The sequence below is a fragment of the Streptomyces sp. CNP082 genome, from assembly GCF_059570535.1.
Genome location: NZ_JCANSZ010000043.1, coordinates 1 through 16,486 on the forward strand (window position 1 = coordinate 1; position 16,486 = coordinate 16,486).

Genomic DNA, 16,486 nt, shown 5'->3' on the forward strand with positions numbered 1-16,486 from the left:
ACCCAGGCGTTCTCCGCCCTGCGCGCCTCACCCGGAGCCCGCCGCTACTACGACAAGCAACGAGCCCGCGAGGCCGGTTACAACCCGGCCCTCCGGCAGGTCGGCAACCGCCTCGTCGGCATCCTCCACGGATGCCTCAAGACCCGAACCCACTACGACGAAGCGACCGCCTGGTCACACCACGCACACCCCGAACCCCATGCAGCTTGACACCAAACGACATGGGGTGTCTGACCCGACTGGCGGGCATGCCGCGTCCGGTTGGCGGATCAGGGCGGGAGCGGCCATCACGCCCGGTCTAGATTGGCGGCAGGGCGGCAGACCGGCAGGCTGCGGGGGTGGAAAGGGCTGGTGCGGACCTGTGACCTCGCAGATCGACTACAAGGCGCTGTTCACGGCCGCACCCAATCCGAACCTGGTGCTGGGCCCCGATCTGGTGGTCGTCGATGTCAACGAGGCGTACCTGCAGGTGACCGGCCGGACCCGGGAAGACCTGATCGGCCGGTACCTGTTCGACGCCTTCCCCCGCAATCCGGCGGACCCGCACGCCACCGGGATGCAGGATCTGGACGCCTCGCTGCACCGGGTCCTGCGCACGAAGAGGCCGGACACCATGGCGCTGACGAAGTACGACATCCCCTGCCCCGGCCGGCCGGGGACGTTCGAGGAGCGGTGGTGGTCGCCGATCAACACCCCCGTCCTCGGGCCGGACGGGCAGGTCGCCTGGATCATCCACCGGGTCGAGGACGTGACCCCGTTCATCCTGGCCCGTGCGGCTCAGCCGGCCGGCGACGGCGACCAGGAACGCTCCCTGAGCGAACGGGAAGCGATGGACGCCGAGCTGTACGTACGGGCGCGAGAGCTGCAGCGGCTCAACGAGGAACTGCGCCGCGCCCACGCCAGGGAACGGCAGGTCGCCGTCACCTTGCAGGAGACCATGCTGCGCTCACCGGACCTGGCACACCACGAGCACATCACGGTGCGCTACCTGCCCGCCTCCGGCTCTCTGAACGTGTGCGGCGACTGGTACGACGTGATCGACCTCCCGGACAACGGCTTCGCCGTCGCCGTCGGCGACGTCGTCGGCCACGGCCTTCAGGCCGCGGCCACCATGGGCATGCTGCGCAGCGCACTGTCCGCCGGGGTCCGGGCACTGCGCGAACCGGGCAAGGCGCTGGATCTGCTGGACCTGTACTCCTACTCCGTGGAAGGGGCGCTGGCCACCACTGCCATCAAGGCCGTCATCGACCCCGCCGGCCGCCGGATCACCTACAGCAGCGCCGGCCACCTCCCGCCGGTCCTGCTGCACCCCGACGGCACCTGCGACCTGCTGGACAAGTCCACCGACCCGCCGCTGGCCACCCGCCCCCGGCACATCCCCCGCCCCCACGCCAGCCTGCCCTACCGCACCGGCGACACCCTCGTCCTGTACACCGACGGGCTCATCGAGCGACGCGGCGAAGACATCGACGCCGGCCTGCACCGGCTGACAGACACACTCGCCCGCTACAGCACCGCCGCCACCGAACGCCTCGCCGACACCCTGCTCGCCCGCCTCGGCGTAGCCGACGGCGCCCGCGACGACATCGCCCTGATCATCGTCCGTCTGTGACAGGACACCGACGACGGCGTCACTCCGCCACTCCGCCGGCAGCAGCTCCACGTCCCCGCACCGCCGCCGGCCGCCGCCCTGCCGTCGGCCGCAGACGGCCGCCGGAGACGAGCCCCACCCACCGCAGACGGGACACTGCTCGCGCCGCTCCCAGCGGGAATACCGGAGGTAGGATAGACGGCATGAGCGAGCCTACCGGAAAGTATTCGATCACCATGCCGCGTGACATCGCGGAGGCTGCCCGTTCCCGCAGCGGCCCCTCCGGCCTGTCCGCCTACGTAGCCGCAGCCGTCGCCCGCCAGATCGAGCGCGACAACCTCAACGAACTCATCCAGGTCGCCGAAGCCGAGCACGGCCCCGTCACCGACGAAGAGATCCAGGCACTGCGTGACCAGCTCCACCGGGCCCGGCAGGATCAGGCGCACAACGGAGCAGACGCCGCGTGACCCGCTCCCCCGCCGCCCCCGGCGGCACGCTCGTCCTCGACAGCGAGGGCCTGGCCAAGGCCGTCATGCGCGACCGCACGATCGCCGCGTGGCTCGCCCTGGCCCGTGCCGACGACCTCCGCGTCATCACCTCCGCCGCCACCCTCGTCGAGGTGGTCCACCCCCGCATCAACCGGGCGGCCCTGGAATGGACCCTGTCCCGCCTCGTCGTCGAGCCGGTCACCGAACCTATCGCCCGACACGCCACGGCACTCCTGGCCGACGCCGGACTGCACGGCCACAAGCACGCCATCGACGCGATGCTCAGCGCCACCGCCCTCACCGCCCCCGGTCCGGTCACCGTCCTCACCTCCGACCCCGAAGACCTCACCGCGCTCTGCGGCACACACGCCACCGTCATCAAGGTGTGAATCCCAGTTGAGCCTTGCCGGCTCGCGGGGCCCTTGAAGGGGAATCATCCTCAATAAGGCGCTAGTGGGCATCTCATACGTCGATGCCCCGGCCGCCCCGGCACGGCACAGCCGAGGGAACGGAACCGCAGCGAACCGAGGCCGCCCATGCCCGACCAACTGATCGACGTCCACGCCCACTTCGTCACGGACTTCTACGTGGCCGCGGCCAAGGCCGCCGGATTCACCCTCCCGGACGGCATGCCCGGATGGCCCTCCTGGAGCATGGACGACCACCTGCGGTTCATGGACCAGCACCGCATCAGCACCTCGCTGCTCTCCGTCTCGTCACCGGGCACCCACTTCGGCGACGACACGGCGGCCCCGGGCCGATGCTGGAGTTCATCTTCGACTCCACCCGCGCCGCCTCCGACCTGGTCCTCGGCGGGGTCCTGACCCGTCACCCCGGGGTGCAGTGGATCTTCACCCACGGCGGCGGCGCCCTGCCCCTGCGGGCAGACCGGATGGAGCTCTTCCGCGCCGCCCTCGCCGACGGCTCACCGGCCGACCCGACCGTCCAGGAGCAGGTCGCCGGGCTGTGGTTCGACATCGCCGGGACGCCCTTCCCCCATCAGGTCCCCGCCCTTCAACGGGCGTTCGGCACGCGGCGGATCCTGTACGGCAGTGACTACTGCTGGACACCGCGCAGCATCGCCGCCCGCCAGATCGACTCCCTCGACGCCGCGGACCAGCCCGGCACGACCACCTGGCGCGCCCTGACCTCGGCAAACGCAAAGCGCCTGCTCCCCCGCCTGGCACGGCTCAACGCGTGAGGCGCAGGTAGAGTGGGCGATCGTTCACCTTGGTGGGCATGCGCCCACGAGGAGACGGCTGCCAGCAGACCGGCCCGCGAGAGGAACCGTCAGTGCCGACCGGGGTGCACCTTCGCGACGCGCGACAGCAGTTGTTCGACTCCGCCGAGCGCGTACTGCTGCGGGCCGGCCCGAACGGGCTGACCAGCCGGGCCGTCACCGATGAGGCGGGGTGCGCCAAAGGTGTCCTGCACCGGCACTTCACCGACTTCGACGCCTTCCTCACCGAGCTGGTGCTCGACCGGGCCGCGCAGTTGGAGACGCAGGCGCAGGCACTGCGCGAGGCCGTCGGCACCGGCACGGTCGCCGGCAACGTCACCGGCGCGCTGACCACGTTGTTCGGACCGGTACCGGTGGCGATCATCCCGCTCATCACGTTCCGGGACGAACTGCGCGCGCGGCTACGGCAAGCCACACCCGGAGGCGGCACCGCGATCCTCGCCCAGGTCGCCACCGCGGTCTCCACCTACCTGGCCGACGAGCGCACACGGGGCCGCATCGCGGCCGACGCCGACATCGACTCCCTCACCCTCTCCCTGGTCGGCGGCGGGCACCTGCTGTTCACGGACCGCGGCCAGGAACCGCCGGCCACGGCAGCCGTGCACAGGTTCGTGACCGCCGCGCTCGCCGACGTCGTACAACGGCGCCCCGACTGAGCCTGACACGGGCGGCGCAGGGCGGCCGGCAGACGCCGTACGACCGACCGGGCCCTGTCGCAGTCCTCGCGGGCCGGGCACGGCACTTGATCCTCCCGTGGCGTGAGGGCGCATAGTCGGGGGCGTGGCGGAGCATCTGCGAGTGGGGCGCGTGGCCGAGTTGGCCGGGGTGAGCGTGCGCACCCTGCATCACTACGACGAGATCGGCCTCGTGCGGCCGTCCGCGCGGACCGCGGCCGGCCATCGGGCGTACGCGGCGGGCGACGTGGAGCGGCTGCGGGAGGTGCTCGGGTACCGGCGGCTGGGGTTCGGGCTGCGGGAGATCGCGGAGCTGGTCGACGACCCGGCTGCCGACGCCGTCGCGCACCTCAGGCGGCTGCGCGGGCTGCTGCTGGCGCAGCGCGAGCGCGCCGCCGGGATGGTGGCGGCCATCGACCGGGAGCTGGACGCGCGGGCCCGGGGGATCAGGACGACTGCGGAGGAGCAACTCAAGGTGTTCGGAGCACAGTTGTACGAGGTCATCGGGTCCGCCTATCCGGCGACGCGGCGCACCGAACCGCGGATCGCCGCGCGGATCTGGGACGCGCTCGGGGACGCCCGTACGGTGCTGAACGTCGGCGCCGGCACCGGTTCGTACGAGCCGCCCGACCGCGACGTCACGGCGGTGGAGCCGTCGGCGGTCATGCGGGCGCAGCGGCCCGCGGGCGCGGCGCGGTGTGTGGCGGCCGGGGCGGAGCGCCTGCCGTTCCCGGACCAGTCCTTCGACGCGGCCATGGCGGTGAGCACCGTGCACCACTGGCCGGACCCGGTGGCCGGGCTGCGCGAGATGCGGCGCGTGGCGCGGCGGGTGGTGGTGTTCACGTACGACGCCTGCGATCCGGGCCGCCGCGAACGGTTCTGGCTCACCCGCGACTACCTGCCCGAGTTCGCCGGCCTCCTCGCCGACTGGCCGTCGCTGGCGGATCTGACCCGGGCGATCGACGGCCGCGCGGAGCCGGTGCTCATCCCGTGGGACTGCACGGACGGGTTCTTCGAGGCGCACTGGCGCCGGCCCGAGGCGTATCTGGAGGACCACGTGCGCCGCGCGGTGTCGGTGTGGACCAGGGTGGGGCCCGAGGCCGAGGCGAGGGCGGTGAACCGCCTTGGCGACGACCTCGCCTCGGGCCGCTGGGCGGCACGCAACCGCGACCTCCTCGCCCTCGACGCGGCCGAGCTGGGCCTCCGGCTGATCGTCGCCTGACCCGAACGGCATGGTCCGCGGCCCCCGCCCGGCCTCCCGCGCCTACTCCCCTTCCAGCATCTTCAGCACCCAGTCCGGCATCACGTCCGACTCGCTGATCGGCGGCCCGAACTCGAACCCGTGCCGCCCCTCGTGACCCTTCGGCAGGGCGCAGCACTCGGAGGAGACCGACCCTTCGAGGAACGTCGCCGGGCACGAGGGCAGCGCCGCGATCTCCCGCCCCGGCCCGTATTCGTCGCCCTCCGGCCAGCGGGCCCAGAGCGTACGGGCCGGCAGGTCGTCCGTGGCGCGGGCGCCCACCGCCAGGGTGCAGTGCAGGCCCGCGTGCCCCTTCTCCAACTCACACCACAGCGCCGGCTCCACCCGGAGCCCGCCGTCGGAGACCGCGTTCAGCTCCGCGATCTCCGACTCCAGGAACAGCACCCTGCCGGCACACGAAACCTGATATATGGACATGCCGCCAGCGTGATACAGCCGGCCGGCGGCGGGGCGGATTCCGCCGGGGTTCCCCCGAACGTGCATGGTTTCCCGGGGTAATCAGTTTGCGGCCGACGGCACCCGCCCGTTAGGAATCGGACATGCTACGAGGCAAGAAGGTCGGACTCAGAGCCCGGCACGCGGAGGACATCCCGGTCCTGCAGGCCGACCTCTACGACGACGTCATCACCGGATCACGGGCCCAGGGCAGACCCTGGCGGCCCGTCGCGGCCGACTCGGCGGACAATCCGCTGCTGGTGGACGACAAGGAGGAGGGGCACGTTTCGTTCTCCGTGGTTGAACTGGACGGCGGCTCGCTGATCGGGACCGCGGCGCTGTGGGGCATCGACACCCACCACCGGTCCGCGCACGTCGGGCTGGGTCTTATGCCGTACGCCCGCGGGAAGGGCTACGGCACCGACATCGTCGGCGCGCTCTGCCACTACGCCTTCGTCGTCCGCGGTCTGCAGCGACTGCAGATCGAGACGCTGGTGGACAACGCCGGCATGCTCGGCGCCGCCGAGCGCAACGGCTTCGTCCGCGAGGGCGTGCTGCGCTCCTCGGCCTGGGTGCTGGGCGAGTTCCAGGACGAGGTGGTGCTCGGGCTGCTCGCCGCGGACTGGCGGCCGGCCGCGCCCGCGCAGGGGGGCGGCCCCCGCTGACTGATCGTCCGATCGTTGGTACGACGCGCGAGCCGCGGAGGGCCGCCACCCCGTTCCTTTGACATGCTGCACGCATGTCGACGCCGCCCCTGCGCCCGGGTGTCTCCCCTGGTGGTTCCCCCGGTGTGTCCGTCTCGCCGGTCGGCGGCCTGCGGCTGCGCGCGCGGCGGGTGAGCCGGGACGTACGGGGCGCGGGGCGGGTGCTGCGCGGGGTGTCGCTCGACGTCGCCCCCGGGACCCTCACGGTGATCGCCGGGAGCAGCGGCGCGGGCAAGACGGTGCTGCTGCAGGCGCTGGCGGGGCTGAGCTCGCCGACCGAGGGCGAGGTGAAGCACGACGGGGCACCGCCGGGGCCGCCGGGGCCGGAGTTCGGGTACGTGCCGCAGGAGGACATCATCCACCGCGAGCTGCCGCTGCACCGCACGCTGGTGTACGCGGCCGGCCTGCGGATGCCGCCGAAGACGCCGGCCGCTGCGGTCGCCGCCACCGTCGACCGGGTGCTGGCCACCCTGGGGCTGACGTCGCGGAGCGATACGCCGGTACGGGCCCTCAGCGGCGGCGAACGCAAGCGGGCGAGCATCGCGGTGGAGCTGCTGACCCGGCCCCGGGTGCTGTTCCTCGACGAGCCGACGTCGGGACTCGACCCGGCCACCGGCGCGGAGCTGATGCACACCCTGCGCGGGCTGGCGGACGACGGCACGACCGTCGTGCTGACCACGCACGTGCTCGCCGATCTGCCCCGCGGGGACCAGGTGGTCTTCCTGTCGGCCGACGGCGAGGTCGCTTATGCGGGTGAACCGGGCGGGCTGTGCGCGGCGTTCGGGGTGGGCACGGCGGAGGAGGTGTACGGGGCGGTGGCCGCCGGCGCACGGGCGCCGGGCACGGGCGCCGGCGACATCCCGGGACAGGCGGCGGAGGCCCTGTCTCCGGCGGCGGCCCCGACGGACCCGGCGAACCCGGCGAACCCTTCGAACCCGGTGAACCCCGCGGCACCGGCCTGCACCGCGGTACGGACCGGGGCCGCCGCGCCGGCCGGACCCGCGCTGCCGGTCCGGGCCCCCGCACCGGCCGGTCCCGCCGCCGCGGCCGGCCGGGCGGTCCACGCCGGAAGGGCCGTCCACGCCGGCCGGGCCGTCCGCGTCGGCGCCCTGCGCCAGTGTGCCCTGCTCACCCGCCGCGGCGCCGCCCTCCTCCTGCACAACCGGCTCTCCGTCGCCGTTCTCGCCGGCTCCCCCGTCGTGATCGTGGCGATGTTCGCCGTGCTCTTCCGCTCCGGCGCCTTCGACCCCGCGTCGCCGGACGCCGGGTCCAGCGGGATGATCATGTTCTGGATCGCCTTCGGCGTGTTCTTCTTCGGGCTCACGTACGGCCTGCTGCAGATCTGCACCGAACTGGCCGTCCTGCGCCGCGAATGGCTCGCCGGCCTGCGGATCGGCCCGTACGTCGCCTCCAAACTCACCATCATGCTCCCGGTGCTCGCCCTCGCCGACGCGCTGCTGCTGGCCGTGCTCCGCGTGCTGAACCGGCTGCCCCCGGCCGGCTGGGACACGTACGCCTCGCTCTTCACCACCAGCGTGCTGGCCTCCGCCGCCGCCCTCGCGCTCGGGCTGCTCGCGTCCGCCGCGGTGGCGGAGCCGGGGCAGGCGACGCTGATGCTGCCGCTGCTGTGCTTTCCGCAGGTGCTGTTCTCGGGGGCGTTCGTGCCGGTGCCGCGGATGACGCTGGCCGGCGAGGTGCTCAGCGTGGCGATGACCAACCGGTGGGCGTTCGAGGCGCTGGGCAGCGGGGTGGGGCTGGAGTCGCTGTGGCGTACGGACGCGTCGCCGCTGGGCCGGCCGCTGCTGGAGTCGTACGGCGACTCGTTCGCGCACCCGGCGGCCCGCGGGTGGCTGATCCTGGTGGGCTTCGCGGTGGCGTTCCTGGCGCTGACGTGGTGGGTGCTGGCGCGCAAGTGCCGCGACGGCGCCGAGCGGAGCCGGCAGGGGAGGTGACGCGGGCCGGGGTCCGGGGCCCGCGGGGCCGGCGCCCCGGTCGTCAGCAGCCGGTCGTCAGCAGCCCGGTCGTCAGCAGCCCGGTCGTCAGCAGCCCGGTCGTCAGCAGCCCGGTCGTCAGCAGCCCAGCCGCGGCGCGAGGTCCGCCACGTCCGGGACGCGGTCCCGGTAGGTCTGGGTCACGAACGACAGAAACGTTTCGACATCGCCTGGCTGCGACGCCGCCCCCAGCGAGACGCGCACCGCGCCCGCCGAGGGGAGATGCAGCAGCTTCAGATAGTCCTCCAGCGAGTCGAGCCGCTTGCGGGCCGCCCGGCGCAGCCGGCGCGGCGACAGGCCGAACGCCGCCTCGCCGGCGCCCGGGTTGCAGAAGCAGCCGGTGCGCAGGGAGATGCCGTACGCGCCGCTGTCGCGGATGATGACGCGCTCGTCGACGACGCGGCCGTCGGCGTCGAGCACGTTCAGCGCCACCGTGCCGCCGCGCGGAGTGCCGGTGCGGTCGGGACCGTACACCCGGATCAGCGGCGAGCCGTCGCTGTGCCGCAGCGTCCGCAGGCCCGCGAGCAGCCGCGCCGTCAGCGCGTCGACGTGGTCGTGGACGCGGTCGATGCCGACGTGCTCGATCCAGGCGAGCCCGGCGGTGACGTCCGGTATGGCGAGGAAGTTGACGGTCCCGTCCTCGAACGCGGCCTCGTCGTCGGCGAGGACGTGCCACTGCGCCTGCGCGCTGACCGCGTAGATCGTGCCGCCGGCGAACCAGGGGCGGCGCAGCTTCGCGAGCGCCGGCCGGCGGGCGATGAGGGCGCCGACGCCGGTGGGGTGGCCGAAGAGCTTGTAGAAGCTCACCACGGTGAAGTCCGGGTGGTGGCGGCCGAGGTCGAGGGCGTTGGTCGGTACGTAGGCCGCCGCGTCGAGGACGACGTCGTAGCCGCGCGCCTGGGCGGTGGCGATCCACTCCAGGGAGTGCTGTACGCCGGTGAAGTTGCTCTGCGCCGGGTAGGCCAGCAGCCCCCGGCGGCGGCGCGGCCCGCGGGCGGGGCAGGGCCGCCGGGCGCGTACGGACAGCGCGGCGTGCATCCGGTCCTCGTCGATGTCCAGGTCCGGCGTGCGCAGCGGCACGTACTCGACGGCCGCGCCGCGCGCCCGCGCGTACTCCCGCAGGCCGTTGACGGAGTTGTGGTTGTCGAGTGCGAGGACGAGCCGGCTGCCGCGCCCGAGCGGGTACGCCTCCCCGACCAGGCGCAGCGCGCCCGTGGCGTTGGGCGTGAAGATCACGGCGTACTCGGCGGGGTCGGCGTTGAAGTACCGCAGGACCGCCTCGCGGGCCTCGGTGAGCCGGTCCCCCGAAGCCCGGGAGGCGGGGCTCTCGGAGTGCGGGTTGCCGAACAGCCCGCCGGTGATGCGCCGTGCGCTCCCCGCCACGAGGGAGCGCGGCGGGAGACCCGCACCGGTGTGGTCGAGATAGGTGTGCCCGCCCTCATCCAGATAACCGAACTCGCGTTCCCGCAACTCCGCGAAGAGGGCGGGGGTTTCCGCTCGTGGTTCGCCTCGTACGTGCCGGGTGGTGCCTGCCCTGCCCATGGACCCCTCCGCATGAAATCTGCCAAAGGTAGCCATATCAGGATGACACCGGCCACGCCCGGCGGCGCCCCGCCAACGCACCTACCGGAGGACTTCACATGTGCCACTGGCCTATCGCACAGCCCCAGCCGGAGCGGGCGGCGGGGCCGAACTGCCGGCGCCGGGCACGGGGAAGGGCGGGGCACCCGGGCGCCCCGCCGTCCCCGGCGGCGGTCAGGCGGATTCGGTGGGCAGGCCCGCGCCGGCCCAGTCCTCGATGCCCTCGCGGTACTTGCGGACGTCGGTGTAGCCGAGGGCGGTGAGCCGGTCGGCCACCTGCCCGCTGTTGGGGCAGGCCGGGTTGGAGCAGTAGGTGACGATCGGGGCGTCGCGGTCGGGGAGCAGGGCGGACGCCCGGGCGTCCACGTCCGGCGGGGCGAGCGGGAGGGCGCCGGGCAGGTGCTGCTTGGCGTAGTACTCCCCGCCCAGGGCGTCGAGCACGGTCACCGTGCCCGCGTCCACGGCGGCCTTCAGCTCTTCTCGGGAAATGAGTGCGGTCATGTCGCTGCCTTCCTTTTTCGGACTATAGTCCGCTTGTGGGCAACAATAACGGACCGCAGTCCGATTCTGCAACGCTGCTGGAACTCCTGCACACCCCGCCGCCCAAGGAGCAGGCTCGCTCGGCGCGCAACCGCGCCGCCGTGCTCGAAGCGGCCGGCCGGCTCTTCGCCGAGCACGGGGTGGAGGCGGTGTCCATGGACCAGGTGGCCGCCGCGGCCGGCGTCGGCAAGGGGACCCTGTACCGCCGCTTCGGCGACAAGTCGGGGCTGGCCGCCGCGCTCCTGGACGCCCGCGAACGGGTCCTGCAGGAGGCGATCCTTTTCGGGCCGCCGCCGCTGGGGCCGGGAACGGGTCCTGAGCCGGGTGCCGAGGACCGGCTCGACGCGTTCGTCGAGGCGTACGTCGACTACCTGCTGGCGAACCTGTCGCTGGTCCGCACCTCGGAGACCGCCGCGCCCGGCGCCCGCTACCGCATCGGCGCCTACCGGTTCTGGCACCGGCACGTCGCGATCCTGCTCGCCGGCGCACCGGACCCGGACCACGCCGCGCACGCCCTGCTCGCCGCACTGAGCGCCGAGCACGTCGCCGCGCTGCTGCCGGAGCTGGGCGAGGAGCGCCTGCGGGCCGGCGTCGTCCGGCTGGCCCGGGCGGCGCTGCGGCGCACCGCCCCGTAGCGTGGCGGCCCGTGGCGTGGCGGCCCGTAGCGTGGCAGCCCCGCCCGGGACCGCCGTACCGCCGCGGGCGCCCGGGGTGACCGGCGCGATCGCCATAAGGTGGCGAACATGGATCCAGCAGACTTCTACTCCGGAATCGTCGCCGAACTCTACGGGCCGCTGAAGTCCGTCACCCAGGACCCCGAGCCGTACGCCGCCTTCGTCGCCGAGGCCGGTACGCCCGCGCTGGAGCTGGGCTGCGGCGACGGCGAGCCGCTGCTCGAACTCCGCCGCCGCGGGCTGGACGTGGACGGCGTCGACTCCTCCGCGGACATGCTGGAGACGCTGCGCCGCCGCGCCGCCGCCGAGACCCTGCCCGTCTCCGTCTTCCACCAGCGCATGGAGGCCCTGGACCTGCCCCGCAGGTACGCGGCCGTCTACCTCGCCGGGCCGGCGTTCAACCTGCTGCCGGACGACGCGACCGCGCTGGCCGCCCTGCGCGCCATCCGCGCCCACCTCACCGGGGGCGGCACCGTCCTGATCCCGCTGCACCTGCCCGCCGCGGCGGAGGTCGGCCGCACCCGTACCGCCACCGCGCCGGACGGCGCCGAACTGCGGGTCAGCGTCGTCGCCGAGAGCCGCGACGAGCGCACCCGCACCCAGACGACGCTGCTGCGCTACGAGCGCTACCACCCCTCGGGCAGCAGCATCACCGAACGCCCGTGGGTGCTGCACTGGTACACCCGCGACGGCTTCGCGACCCTGGCGGCCATCGCCGGGCTCGAACTCGTGGAGGTCACCGACCCCGACGGCCGGCCCGCGGCGGCGGACGCCGGCCACATCCACGTACGGCTGCGCGCGGCGGACTGACCGGGGCGGCCCGTGGCCGCCCGGACTAAATCACCCGGCCGTTGACGCTCCCGCGCGGGCCGCCCGACGCTGGGCCGTATGCCCCCGACGACGTTCCGCACCCCCTCGCGCCGCAGCGTCCTGCGCGGCGCCTCCGCCGCCGGCCTCACGGCCGTCGCCGCCCCCGTACTCGCCCGCGGCGACGCCGCCGCCGGCGGCCCGCCGCCGCCCAACGTCATCGTCGTGTCGGTCGACGACCTCGGCTGGCACGAGTTCGGCGCCGACGGCAACACCTTCAACGAGACCCCGCACATCGACCGGCTGGCGCGCGAGGGAATGCGCTTCACCCGCGCCTACTCCGCCGCACCCATCTGCTCGCCGACCCGCGCCGCGCTGATGACCGGGCTCTACCCGGCCCGCACCGGCATCACCGACTACCTCCGCGAGGCGCCGGCGCCCAGCAACAAGTTCCTCTCCCCCGAGATCCCCACCGTCCCCGACTTCCTCGGCCCGTACGGCTACACCACCGCCCTGATCGGCAAGTGGCACCTCACCGAGACCTACAGCGGCGAGTACACCGAGCGGCCCGGCAACCCCTACGCCCACGGGCTGGACGAGGCGATCGCCTCCGAGCGGCGCTACATCGCGGGCGGCGACTACTTCCACCCGTACTTCTTCATGCCCGACCTGCCGGCCCGCGAGCCCGGCGAGTACCTCACCGACCGGCTCGCCGACGAGGCCGCCGACTTCGTCGCCCGCCACCGCGACGAGCCGTTCTTCCTGCACGTCTCCAACTACGCCGTGCACACCCAACTGGCGGCGAAGCCGGAGCTGGTCGCCAAGTACGAGGCCAAGCCGGGCGCAGATCAGCTCCCGAACCGGCCGGTGCTGGCCGCGATGCTGGAGAGCATCGACGAGCAGGTCGGCCGCATCGTCGCCGCGGTGGCGGAGCACGGGCTCGCCGAGCGCACCCTGATCCTCGTCACGTCCGACAACGGCAGCGAGTTCCGGGACGCGACCGCGCCGCTGCGCGGCGGCAAGAGCGAGCTGTACGAGGGCGGGATCCGGGTGCCGCTGATCGCGTACTGGCCGGGCCGGGTGGCCGCGGGGCGTACGGACGCCACGCCCGTCTCCACGATCGACTTCCTCCCGACGGCGCTGGACCTCGCCACCGGCGGGCGGCCGGATCAAGAGGCGCGCTTCGACGGTACGAGCCTCGCCCCCCTGCTCACCGGCGAGGACCGGATCAGCCGGGACACCCTCTTCTGGATCTACCCGCACTTCAACCAGGACCGCCACCCCCACGCCGCCGTCCGGCACGGCGAGTTCAAGCTGGTACGCCGGCTCCGCGGCGGCGACGGCGAGCTGTACCACCTCGGCCGCGACCCCGAAGAGCGCGACGACCTCGCCGGCAGCCACCCCGAGAAGCTCCGCGAGTTGACCGCCCTGCTCGACGCGCATCTGGCGGACGTCGACCTGTTCCCGCCGCCGCCGGACTCCGGCGCGTACGCGGTCGTCGAACTGGACGAGCAGTTCGACACCGGCCTCGGGGACTGGGCCGTCCTGCCCGTACCGCCCGGGTCGCACGAGGGCACCGCCACCGCCGGCGACGGCAGGCTGACGGTGACCACCGAGGCGCCGACGCACCTGCTGTTCCTGTCCGGCCCCGCACCGCGCACGGACGCCTTCGCGCTGGTGCTGGACACCGGCACCTTCGCGGGCACGGGCGGCCAGGACACCGTCTTCGTGGGCCTCGCCAAGGACGCGGACAACTACCTGCTGTTCCGCCACCACAACGGGCTGCGGCGGGCCGGCTGGGACCTGCGTATCGACGGCAGGCTGATCACCACCGGCATGGAGCCGCTGGGCAACCTCGACGGCACCGTGGACCTCTCCCGCCCCGGCTCCCGCTACGCCCTGGTGGCGCGCGGCAACGTCACCACGGCGTACGTGGACCAGGGCGCGGGCTGGGAGTTCCTGTTCACGGTGGACGCGGGCGAGGTGCTGGACCTCACGGACCCAAAGGTGCGGGCCGCGTACCGCTACGCGGCGAGCGTGCGCCTGGACCGGGGCACGATCACGCTGCACGGCCTGCACGCGCGCAGCCGCCGGTAGCGGCGGCCGGGGCCGGGTTGCGGCTGACCGGGCGGCTGACCGGCAGGGTGTGTCCCGGCGTCGAGCACCCCCGCGTACCGTGCCCGTGCGGTCGCCGTCGGTGAGCGCCCGGGGGTGCGAAGGACGGTCCGACGCCCCGGGCTGTACGTCTCCGTATGCCTGGCCTGACCCGGGCGTCAACGCTGGCGGCAGCCCTGCGCGCGGGCCAGCGCCGACAAAATACGCACTGTCACTCAATCGGGCGTAAGGTGACAGAAGAGGATGCATCCCACCCCTCTTGGAGAGGAGGCAGCAACCATGTCGTATCAGCAACACACCACCGACATGACCACACACCCCGACGTGGGCGAGATGCGGGGGCGACTCGATCGCACGGCGGCTGGAGGTGGTGTGGTTGCCCTCGAAGGACTGATCCTGCTCGCCGGCTTGTTTGCCGCGATTTCGCCCTGGGTCGTGCACTTCACGGGGAACACCAACCTCGCCGTCAACAACCTGATCGTCGGCATCACCATCGGCCTGATCGGACTCGGCCTCGCCTTCGCCCCGGAGCGCACCTCCGGCCTGGCCTGGCTGGCCGTGCCCCTCGGCACGTGGCTCGTGATCTCCCCCTGGGTGGTCACCACCGCGAACACCGCGTCCAACGGCGCCATCTGGTGCAACGCCTTCGTCGGCGGCGCCACGGCGTTGCTGGGGCTGCTCGCCATGGGTCTGACCGTGGCCTTCCGGCAGCAGGCGAAGGCGCGAGCATCGCGAGGATAGAGCCGCACGCGATCTGAGCTGCCGGCACACCGCCCGAGCCGGCCCCCGGGGTGACCCGGGTGGGCCCGGCACCGGGCGGGTGCCGAGCACGGTGAACGACACCCCTTCCGAGTCCCGTACGGACCGGCCGACAGCCGGGCCGTACGGGCTCGTTGGCGTGTACGCGATGTGATCACACGCTCCACGCGTCGGTCCGGGGCGCGCCCGCGACGTGTGGTTTTCCCGGGTGGCGCCCGGCCGCCGTCCCCCACGGCGTCAACCGCCGCTGACGGGCAGCCGGTCGAGCCCTCCGCGGCAGGTCCGCCGCCCGGGAGCCCCCGCGGCTCCCGGGCGGCGCGCGCGTGCGGGCGCGTACGCGGCGCGTGCGACCGTGCGGCCCGGACCCCGCCGCAGATCACGTAACTGACGGTCTATCGTGTACGCCATGTCCGTGCCCGAGCTCATCCGCATCGTCTCGCGCGACTCCCCCATGGCCCTCGCCCAGGTCGAGCGCGTCCGCGCCGAGCTGGCCGCGCTGCACCCCGGCATCCGGACCGAGGTGGTGCCGGTGAAGACCACCGGTGACAAGTGGCTGGGCGACCTGTCCCAGGTCGACGGCAAGGGCGCGTTCACCAAAGAGGTCGACGCCGCGCTGGTCACCGGCGAGGCGGACCTCGCGGTGCACTGCGTCAAGGACGTGCCGGCGGACCGGCCGCTGCCGGCCGGGACGACGTTCGCCGCGTTCCTGCGCCGCGACGACATCCGCGACGCGCTGATCCACCCCGGCGGGCTCGGGCTCGACGACCTGCCGGCGGGCACCCGGATCGGCACGTCCTCCGTGCGCCGGATCGCGCAGTTGTCGGCCGCGTACCCGCACCTGGAGTGCGTGCCGTTCCGCGGCAACGCCAACCGGCGGCTGGCGAAGCTGGCCGCCGGGGAGGTCGACGCGCTGCTGCTGGCCGTGGCCGGTCTGGAGCGCATCGGCCGCAGCGACGCCATCACCGAGGTGCTGCCGGTCGAGACGATGTGCCCGCCGCTGGGCGCCGGGATCCTGGCGTTGCAGTGCCGCGAGGACGACACCGCGACCATCGACGTGGTCAGCGACCTGAACCATCCGGAGACGTACCGCGAGGCCATGGCGGAGCGGATGTTCCTGCACGTGCTGCAGGGCCACTGCAACAGCCCCATCGCCGGCTTCGCCACCGCCGCGCCCGACGAACTGTGGCTGCGCGGCCGGGTGTTCAGCGCGGACGGCAAGACCGTGCTCGACGCCCGCGAGTCCGCGGGCCGGCTCACCCCGCCGGACCTCGGCACGTCGGTCGCGCTGGCGCTGCTGCGGCAGGGCGCGCGGGAAGTGATCGACGGCATCGCGCACTGACCGCACGGACGCGGGAAGGTCAGCAGAGGCTCACAGGCCCACGTCCGGCGCCCGGTACTCCGGCGGCCTGCGCACCGCGCTCGCCTGTTCATACGCGTACGCCAGCCGCAACAGCACCGGCCCGCTCCACGCCGTGCCCCGGCGGCCAGCGCGGGCGCGGCGGCTGCGGCGGGGCCGAGGGCGAGCAGGGAGCGGCGCGAAGGGCGCGGCGGGTGCGGCGCGGAAGTACTCATGTTTCAGGACGCTACGGGCGGAGCGCACCGGACTCCCTCCTGCTGCCACCCGCT

Annotated in this window: 16 protein-coding genes and 1 pseudogene; 14 read left to right on the forward strand and 3 right to left on the reverse strand. The window is 73.5% G+C overall.

Translation table 11 applies throughout. The features are described from left to right. The 7 genes and pseudogenes from B124_RS27420 to B124_RS27450 form a co-directional block, all read left to right on the forward strand. Positions 1-210: pseudogene (locus B124_RS27420) on the forward strand (IS110 family transposase); the annotation flags it as partial. Between the two features lie 151 nt (positions 211-361). Then, positions 362-1,612 carry a PP2C family protein-serine/threonine phosphatase gene (locus B124_RS27425; protein WP_496505651.1) on the forward strand — a complete coding sequence of 417 codons (1,251 nt, stop codon included), beginning with the start codon at positions 362-364 and terminating at the stop codon, positions 1,610-1,612. 182 nt (positions 1,613-1,794) lie between these two features. Next, complete coding sequence (locus B124_RS27430; RefSeq protein ID WP_496505652.1) at positions 1,795-2,058, forward strand: CopG family transcriptional regulator; 264 nt, start codon at positions 1,795-1,797, stop codon at positions 2,056-2,058. After that, positions 2,055-2,468, forward strand: a complete 414-nt coding sequence (locus B124_RS27435) for a PIN domain-containing protein (RefSeq protein ID WP_496505653.1) — start codon at positions 2,055-2,057, stop codon at positions 2,466-2,468. Before B124_RS27430 ends, B124_RS27435 begins: the two co-directional genes overlap by 4 nt. Positions 2,469-2,551: 83 nt before the next feature. After that, complete coding sequence (locus B124_RS27440) at positions 2,552-3,280, forward strand: amidohydrolase family protein (protein ID WP_496505654.1); 729 nt, start codon at positions 2,552-2,554, stop codon at positions 3,278-3,280. 92 nt (positions 3,281-3,372) lie between these two features. Next, positions 3,373-3,975: a TetR/AcrR family transcriptional regulator gene (locus tag B124_RS27445; RefSeq protein WP_496505655.1), complete on the forward strand. Its 603-nt coding sequence runs from the start codon at positions 3,373-3,375 to the stop codon at positions 3,973-3,975. A gap of 151 nt (positions 3,976-4,126) precedes the next feature. Then, positions 4,127-5,215 carry a MerR family transcriptional regulator gene (locus B124_RS27450; RefSeq protein ID WP_496505703.1) on the forward strand — a complete coding sequence of 363 codons (1,089 nt, stop codon included), beginning with the start codon at positions 4,127-4,129 and terminating at the stop codon, positions 5,213-5,215. Between the two features lie 42 nt (positions 5,216-5,257). Here the strand turns inward: B124_RS27450 and B124_RS27455 are convergent, their stop codons facing one another. After that, a complete protein-coding gene (locus B124_RS27455) occupies positions 5,258-5,671 on the reverse strand; it encodes a hypothetical protein (RefSeq protein WP_496505656.1) in 414 nt (137 codons plus the stop codon). A gap of 122 nt (positions 5,672-5,793) precedes the next feature. Here B124_RS27455 and B124_RS27460 point away from each other — a divergent pair, with 122 nt between their 5' ends. Both B124_RS27460 and B124_RS27465 read left to right on the forward strand, forming a co-directional pair. Continuing rightward, the gene (locus tag B124_RS27460; RefSeq protein ID WP_496505657.1) at positions 5,794-6,354 is read left to right on the forward strand and encodes a GNAT family N-acetyltransferase; all 561 of its coding nucleotides are present in this window, start codon (positions 5,794-5,796) and stop codon (positions 6,352-6,354) included. 74 nt (positions 6,355-6,428) lie between these two features. Further along, positions 6,429-8,345, forward strand: a complete 1,917-nt coding sequence (locus B124_RS27465) for an ATP-binding cassette domain-containing protein (protein WP_496505658.1) — start codon at positions 6,429-6,431, stop codon at positions 8,343-8,345. Between the two features lie 117 nt (positions 8,346-8,462). On the opposite strand, the gene B124_RS27470 is transcribed toward B124_RS27465, so the two are convergent. Both B124_RS27470 and B124_RS27475 read right to left on the reverse strand, forming a co-directional pair. After that, on the reverse strand, positions 8,463-9,926 hold the full coding sequence (locus tag B124_RS27470) for an aminotransferase class V-fold PLP-dependent enzyme (RefSeq protein WP_496505659.1): 1,464 nt from the start codon (positions 9,924-9,926) through the stop codon (positions 8,463-8,465). A 213-nt stretch (positions 9,927-10,139) separates the two neighbouring features. Then, the gene (locus tag B124_RS27475) at positions 10,140-10,466 is read right to left on the reverse strand and encodes a rhodanese-like domain-containing protein (protein WP_496505660.1); all 327 of its coding nucleotides are present in this window, start codon (positions 10,464-10,466) and stop codon (positions 10,140-10,142) included. 35 nt (positions 10,467-10,501) lie between these two features. Here B124_RS27475 and B124_RS27480 point away from each other — a divergent pair, with 35 nt between their 5' ends. From B124_RS27480 to hemC, 5 genes are all read left to right on the forward strand, one after another. Further along, on the forward strand, positions 10,502-11,140 hold the full coding sequence (locus B124_RS27480) for a TetR/AcrR family transcriptional regulator (RefSeq protein ID WP_496505661.1): 639 nt from the start codon (positions 10,502-10,504) through the stop codon (positions 11,138-11,140). A gap of 108 nt (positions 11,141-11,248) precedes the next feature. Next, positions 11,249-11,989, forward strand: coding sequence for a class I SAM-dependent methyltransferase (locus B124_RS27485; protein WP_496505662.1), 741 nt, complete (start codon positions 11,249-11,251; stop codon positions 11,987-11,989). 78 nt (positions 11,990-12,067) lie between these two features. Further along, entirely contained in the window at positions 12,068-14,083 is a 2,016-nt protein-coding gene (locus B124_RS27490; protein WP_496505663.1) for a sulfatase, read from the forward strand. A 297-nt stretch (positions 14,084-14,380) separates the two neighbouring features. Beyond that, positions 14,381-14,842 (forward strand): SPW repeat protein, encoded by a 462-nt coding sequence (locus B124_RS27495; protein ID WP_496505664.1) that lies wholly within the window; start codon positions 14,381-14,383, stop codon positions 14,840-14,842. A gap of 424 nt (positions 14,843-15,266) precedes the next feature. Beyond that, on the forward strand, positions 15,267-16,199 hold the full coding sequence (gene hemC, locus B124_RS27500) for a hydroxymethylbilane synthase (RefSeq protein WP_496505665.1): 933 nt from the start codon (positions 15,267-15,269) through the stop codon (positions 16,197-16,199). The last annotated feature ends 287 nt before the right edge of the window (positions 16,200-16,486 follow it).

What these genes read in the sequence shown, in the direction of transcription:
- B124_RS27430 (WP_496505652.1), top strand. Translation starts at nt 1,795, where the DNA reads ATGAGCGAGCCTACCGGAAAGTATTCGATCACCATGCCGCGTGACATC.
- B124_RS27440 (WP_496505654.1), top strand. Translation starts at nt 2,552, where the DNA reads ATGCCCCGGCCGCCCCGGCACGGCACAGCCGAGGGAACGGAACCGCAG.
- B124_RS27455 (WP_496505656.1), bottom strand. Translation starts at nt 5,671, where the DNA reads ATGTCCATATATCAGGTTTCGTGTGCCGGCAGGGTGCTGTTCCTGGAG.
- B124_RS27460 (WP_496505657.1), top strand. Translation starts at nt 5,794, where the DNA reads ATGCTACGAGGCAAGAAGGTCGGACTCAGAGCCCGGCACGCGGAGGAC.
- B124_RS27465 (WP_496505658.1), top strand. Translation starts at nt 6,429, where the DNA reads ATGTCGACGCCGCCCCTGCGCCCGGGTGTCTCCCCTGGTGGTTCCCCC.
- B124_RS27470 (WP_496505659.1), bottom strand. Translation starts at nt 9,926, where the DNA reads ATGGGCAGGGCAGGCACCACCCGGCACGTACGAGGCGAACCACGAGCG.
- B124_RS27475 (WP_496505660.1), bottom strand. Translation starts at nt 10,466, where the DNA reads ATGACCGCACTCATTTCCCGAGAAGAGCTGAAGGCCGCCGTGGACGCG.
- B124_RS27485 (WP_496505662.1), top strand. Translation starts at nt 11,249, where the DNA reads ATGGATCCAGCAGACTTCTACTCCGGAATCGTCGCCGAACTCTACGGG.
- B124_RS27490 (WP_496505663.1), top strand. Translation starts at nt 12,068, where the DNA reads ATGCCCCCGACGACGTTCCGCACCCCCTCGCGCCGCAGCGTCCTGCGC.
- B124_RS27495 (WP_496505664.1), top strand. Translation starts at nt 14,381, where the DNA reads ATGTCGTATCAGCAACACACCACCGACATGACCACACACCCCGACGTG.
- hemC (WP_496505665.1), top strand. Translation starts at nt 15,267, where the DNA reads ATGTCCGTGCCCGAGCTCATCCGCATCGTCTCGCGCGACTCCCCCATG.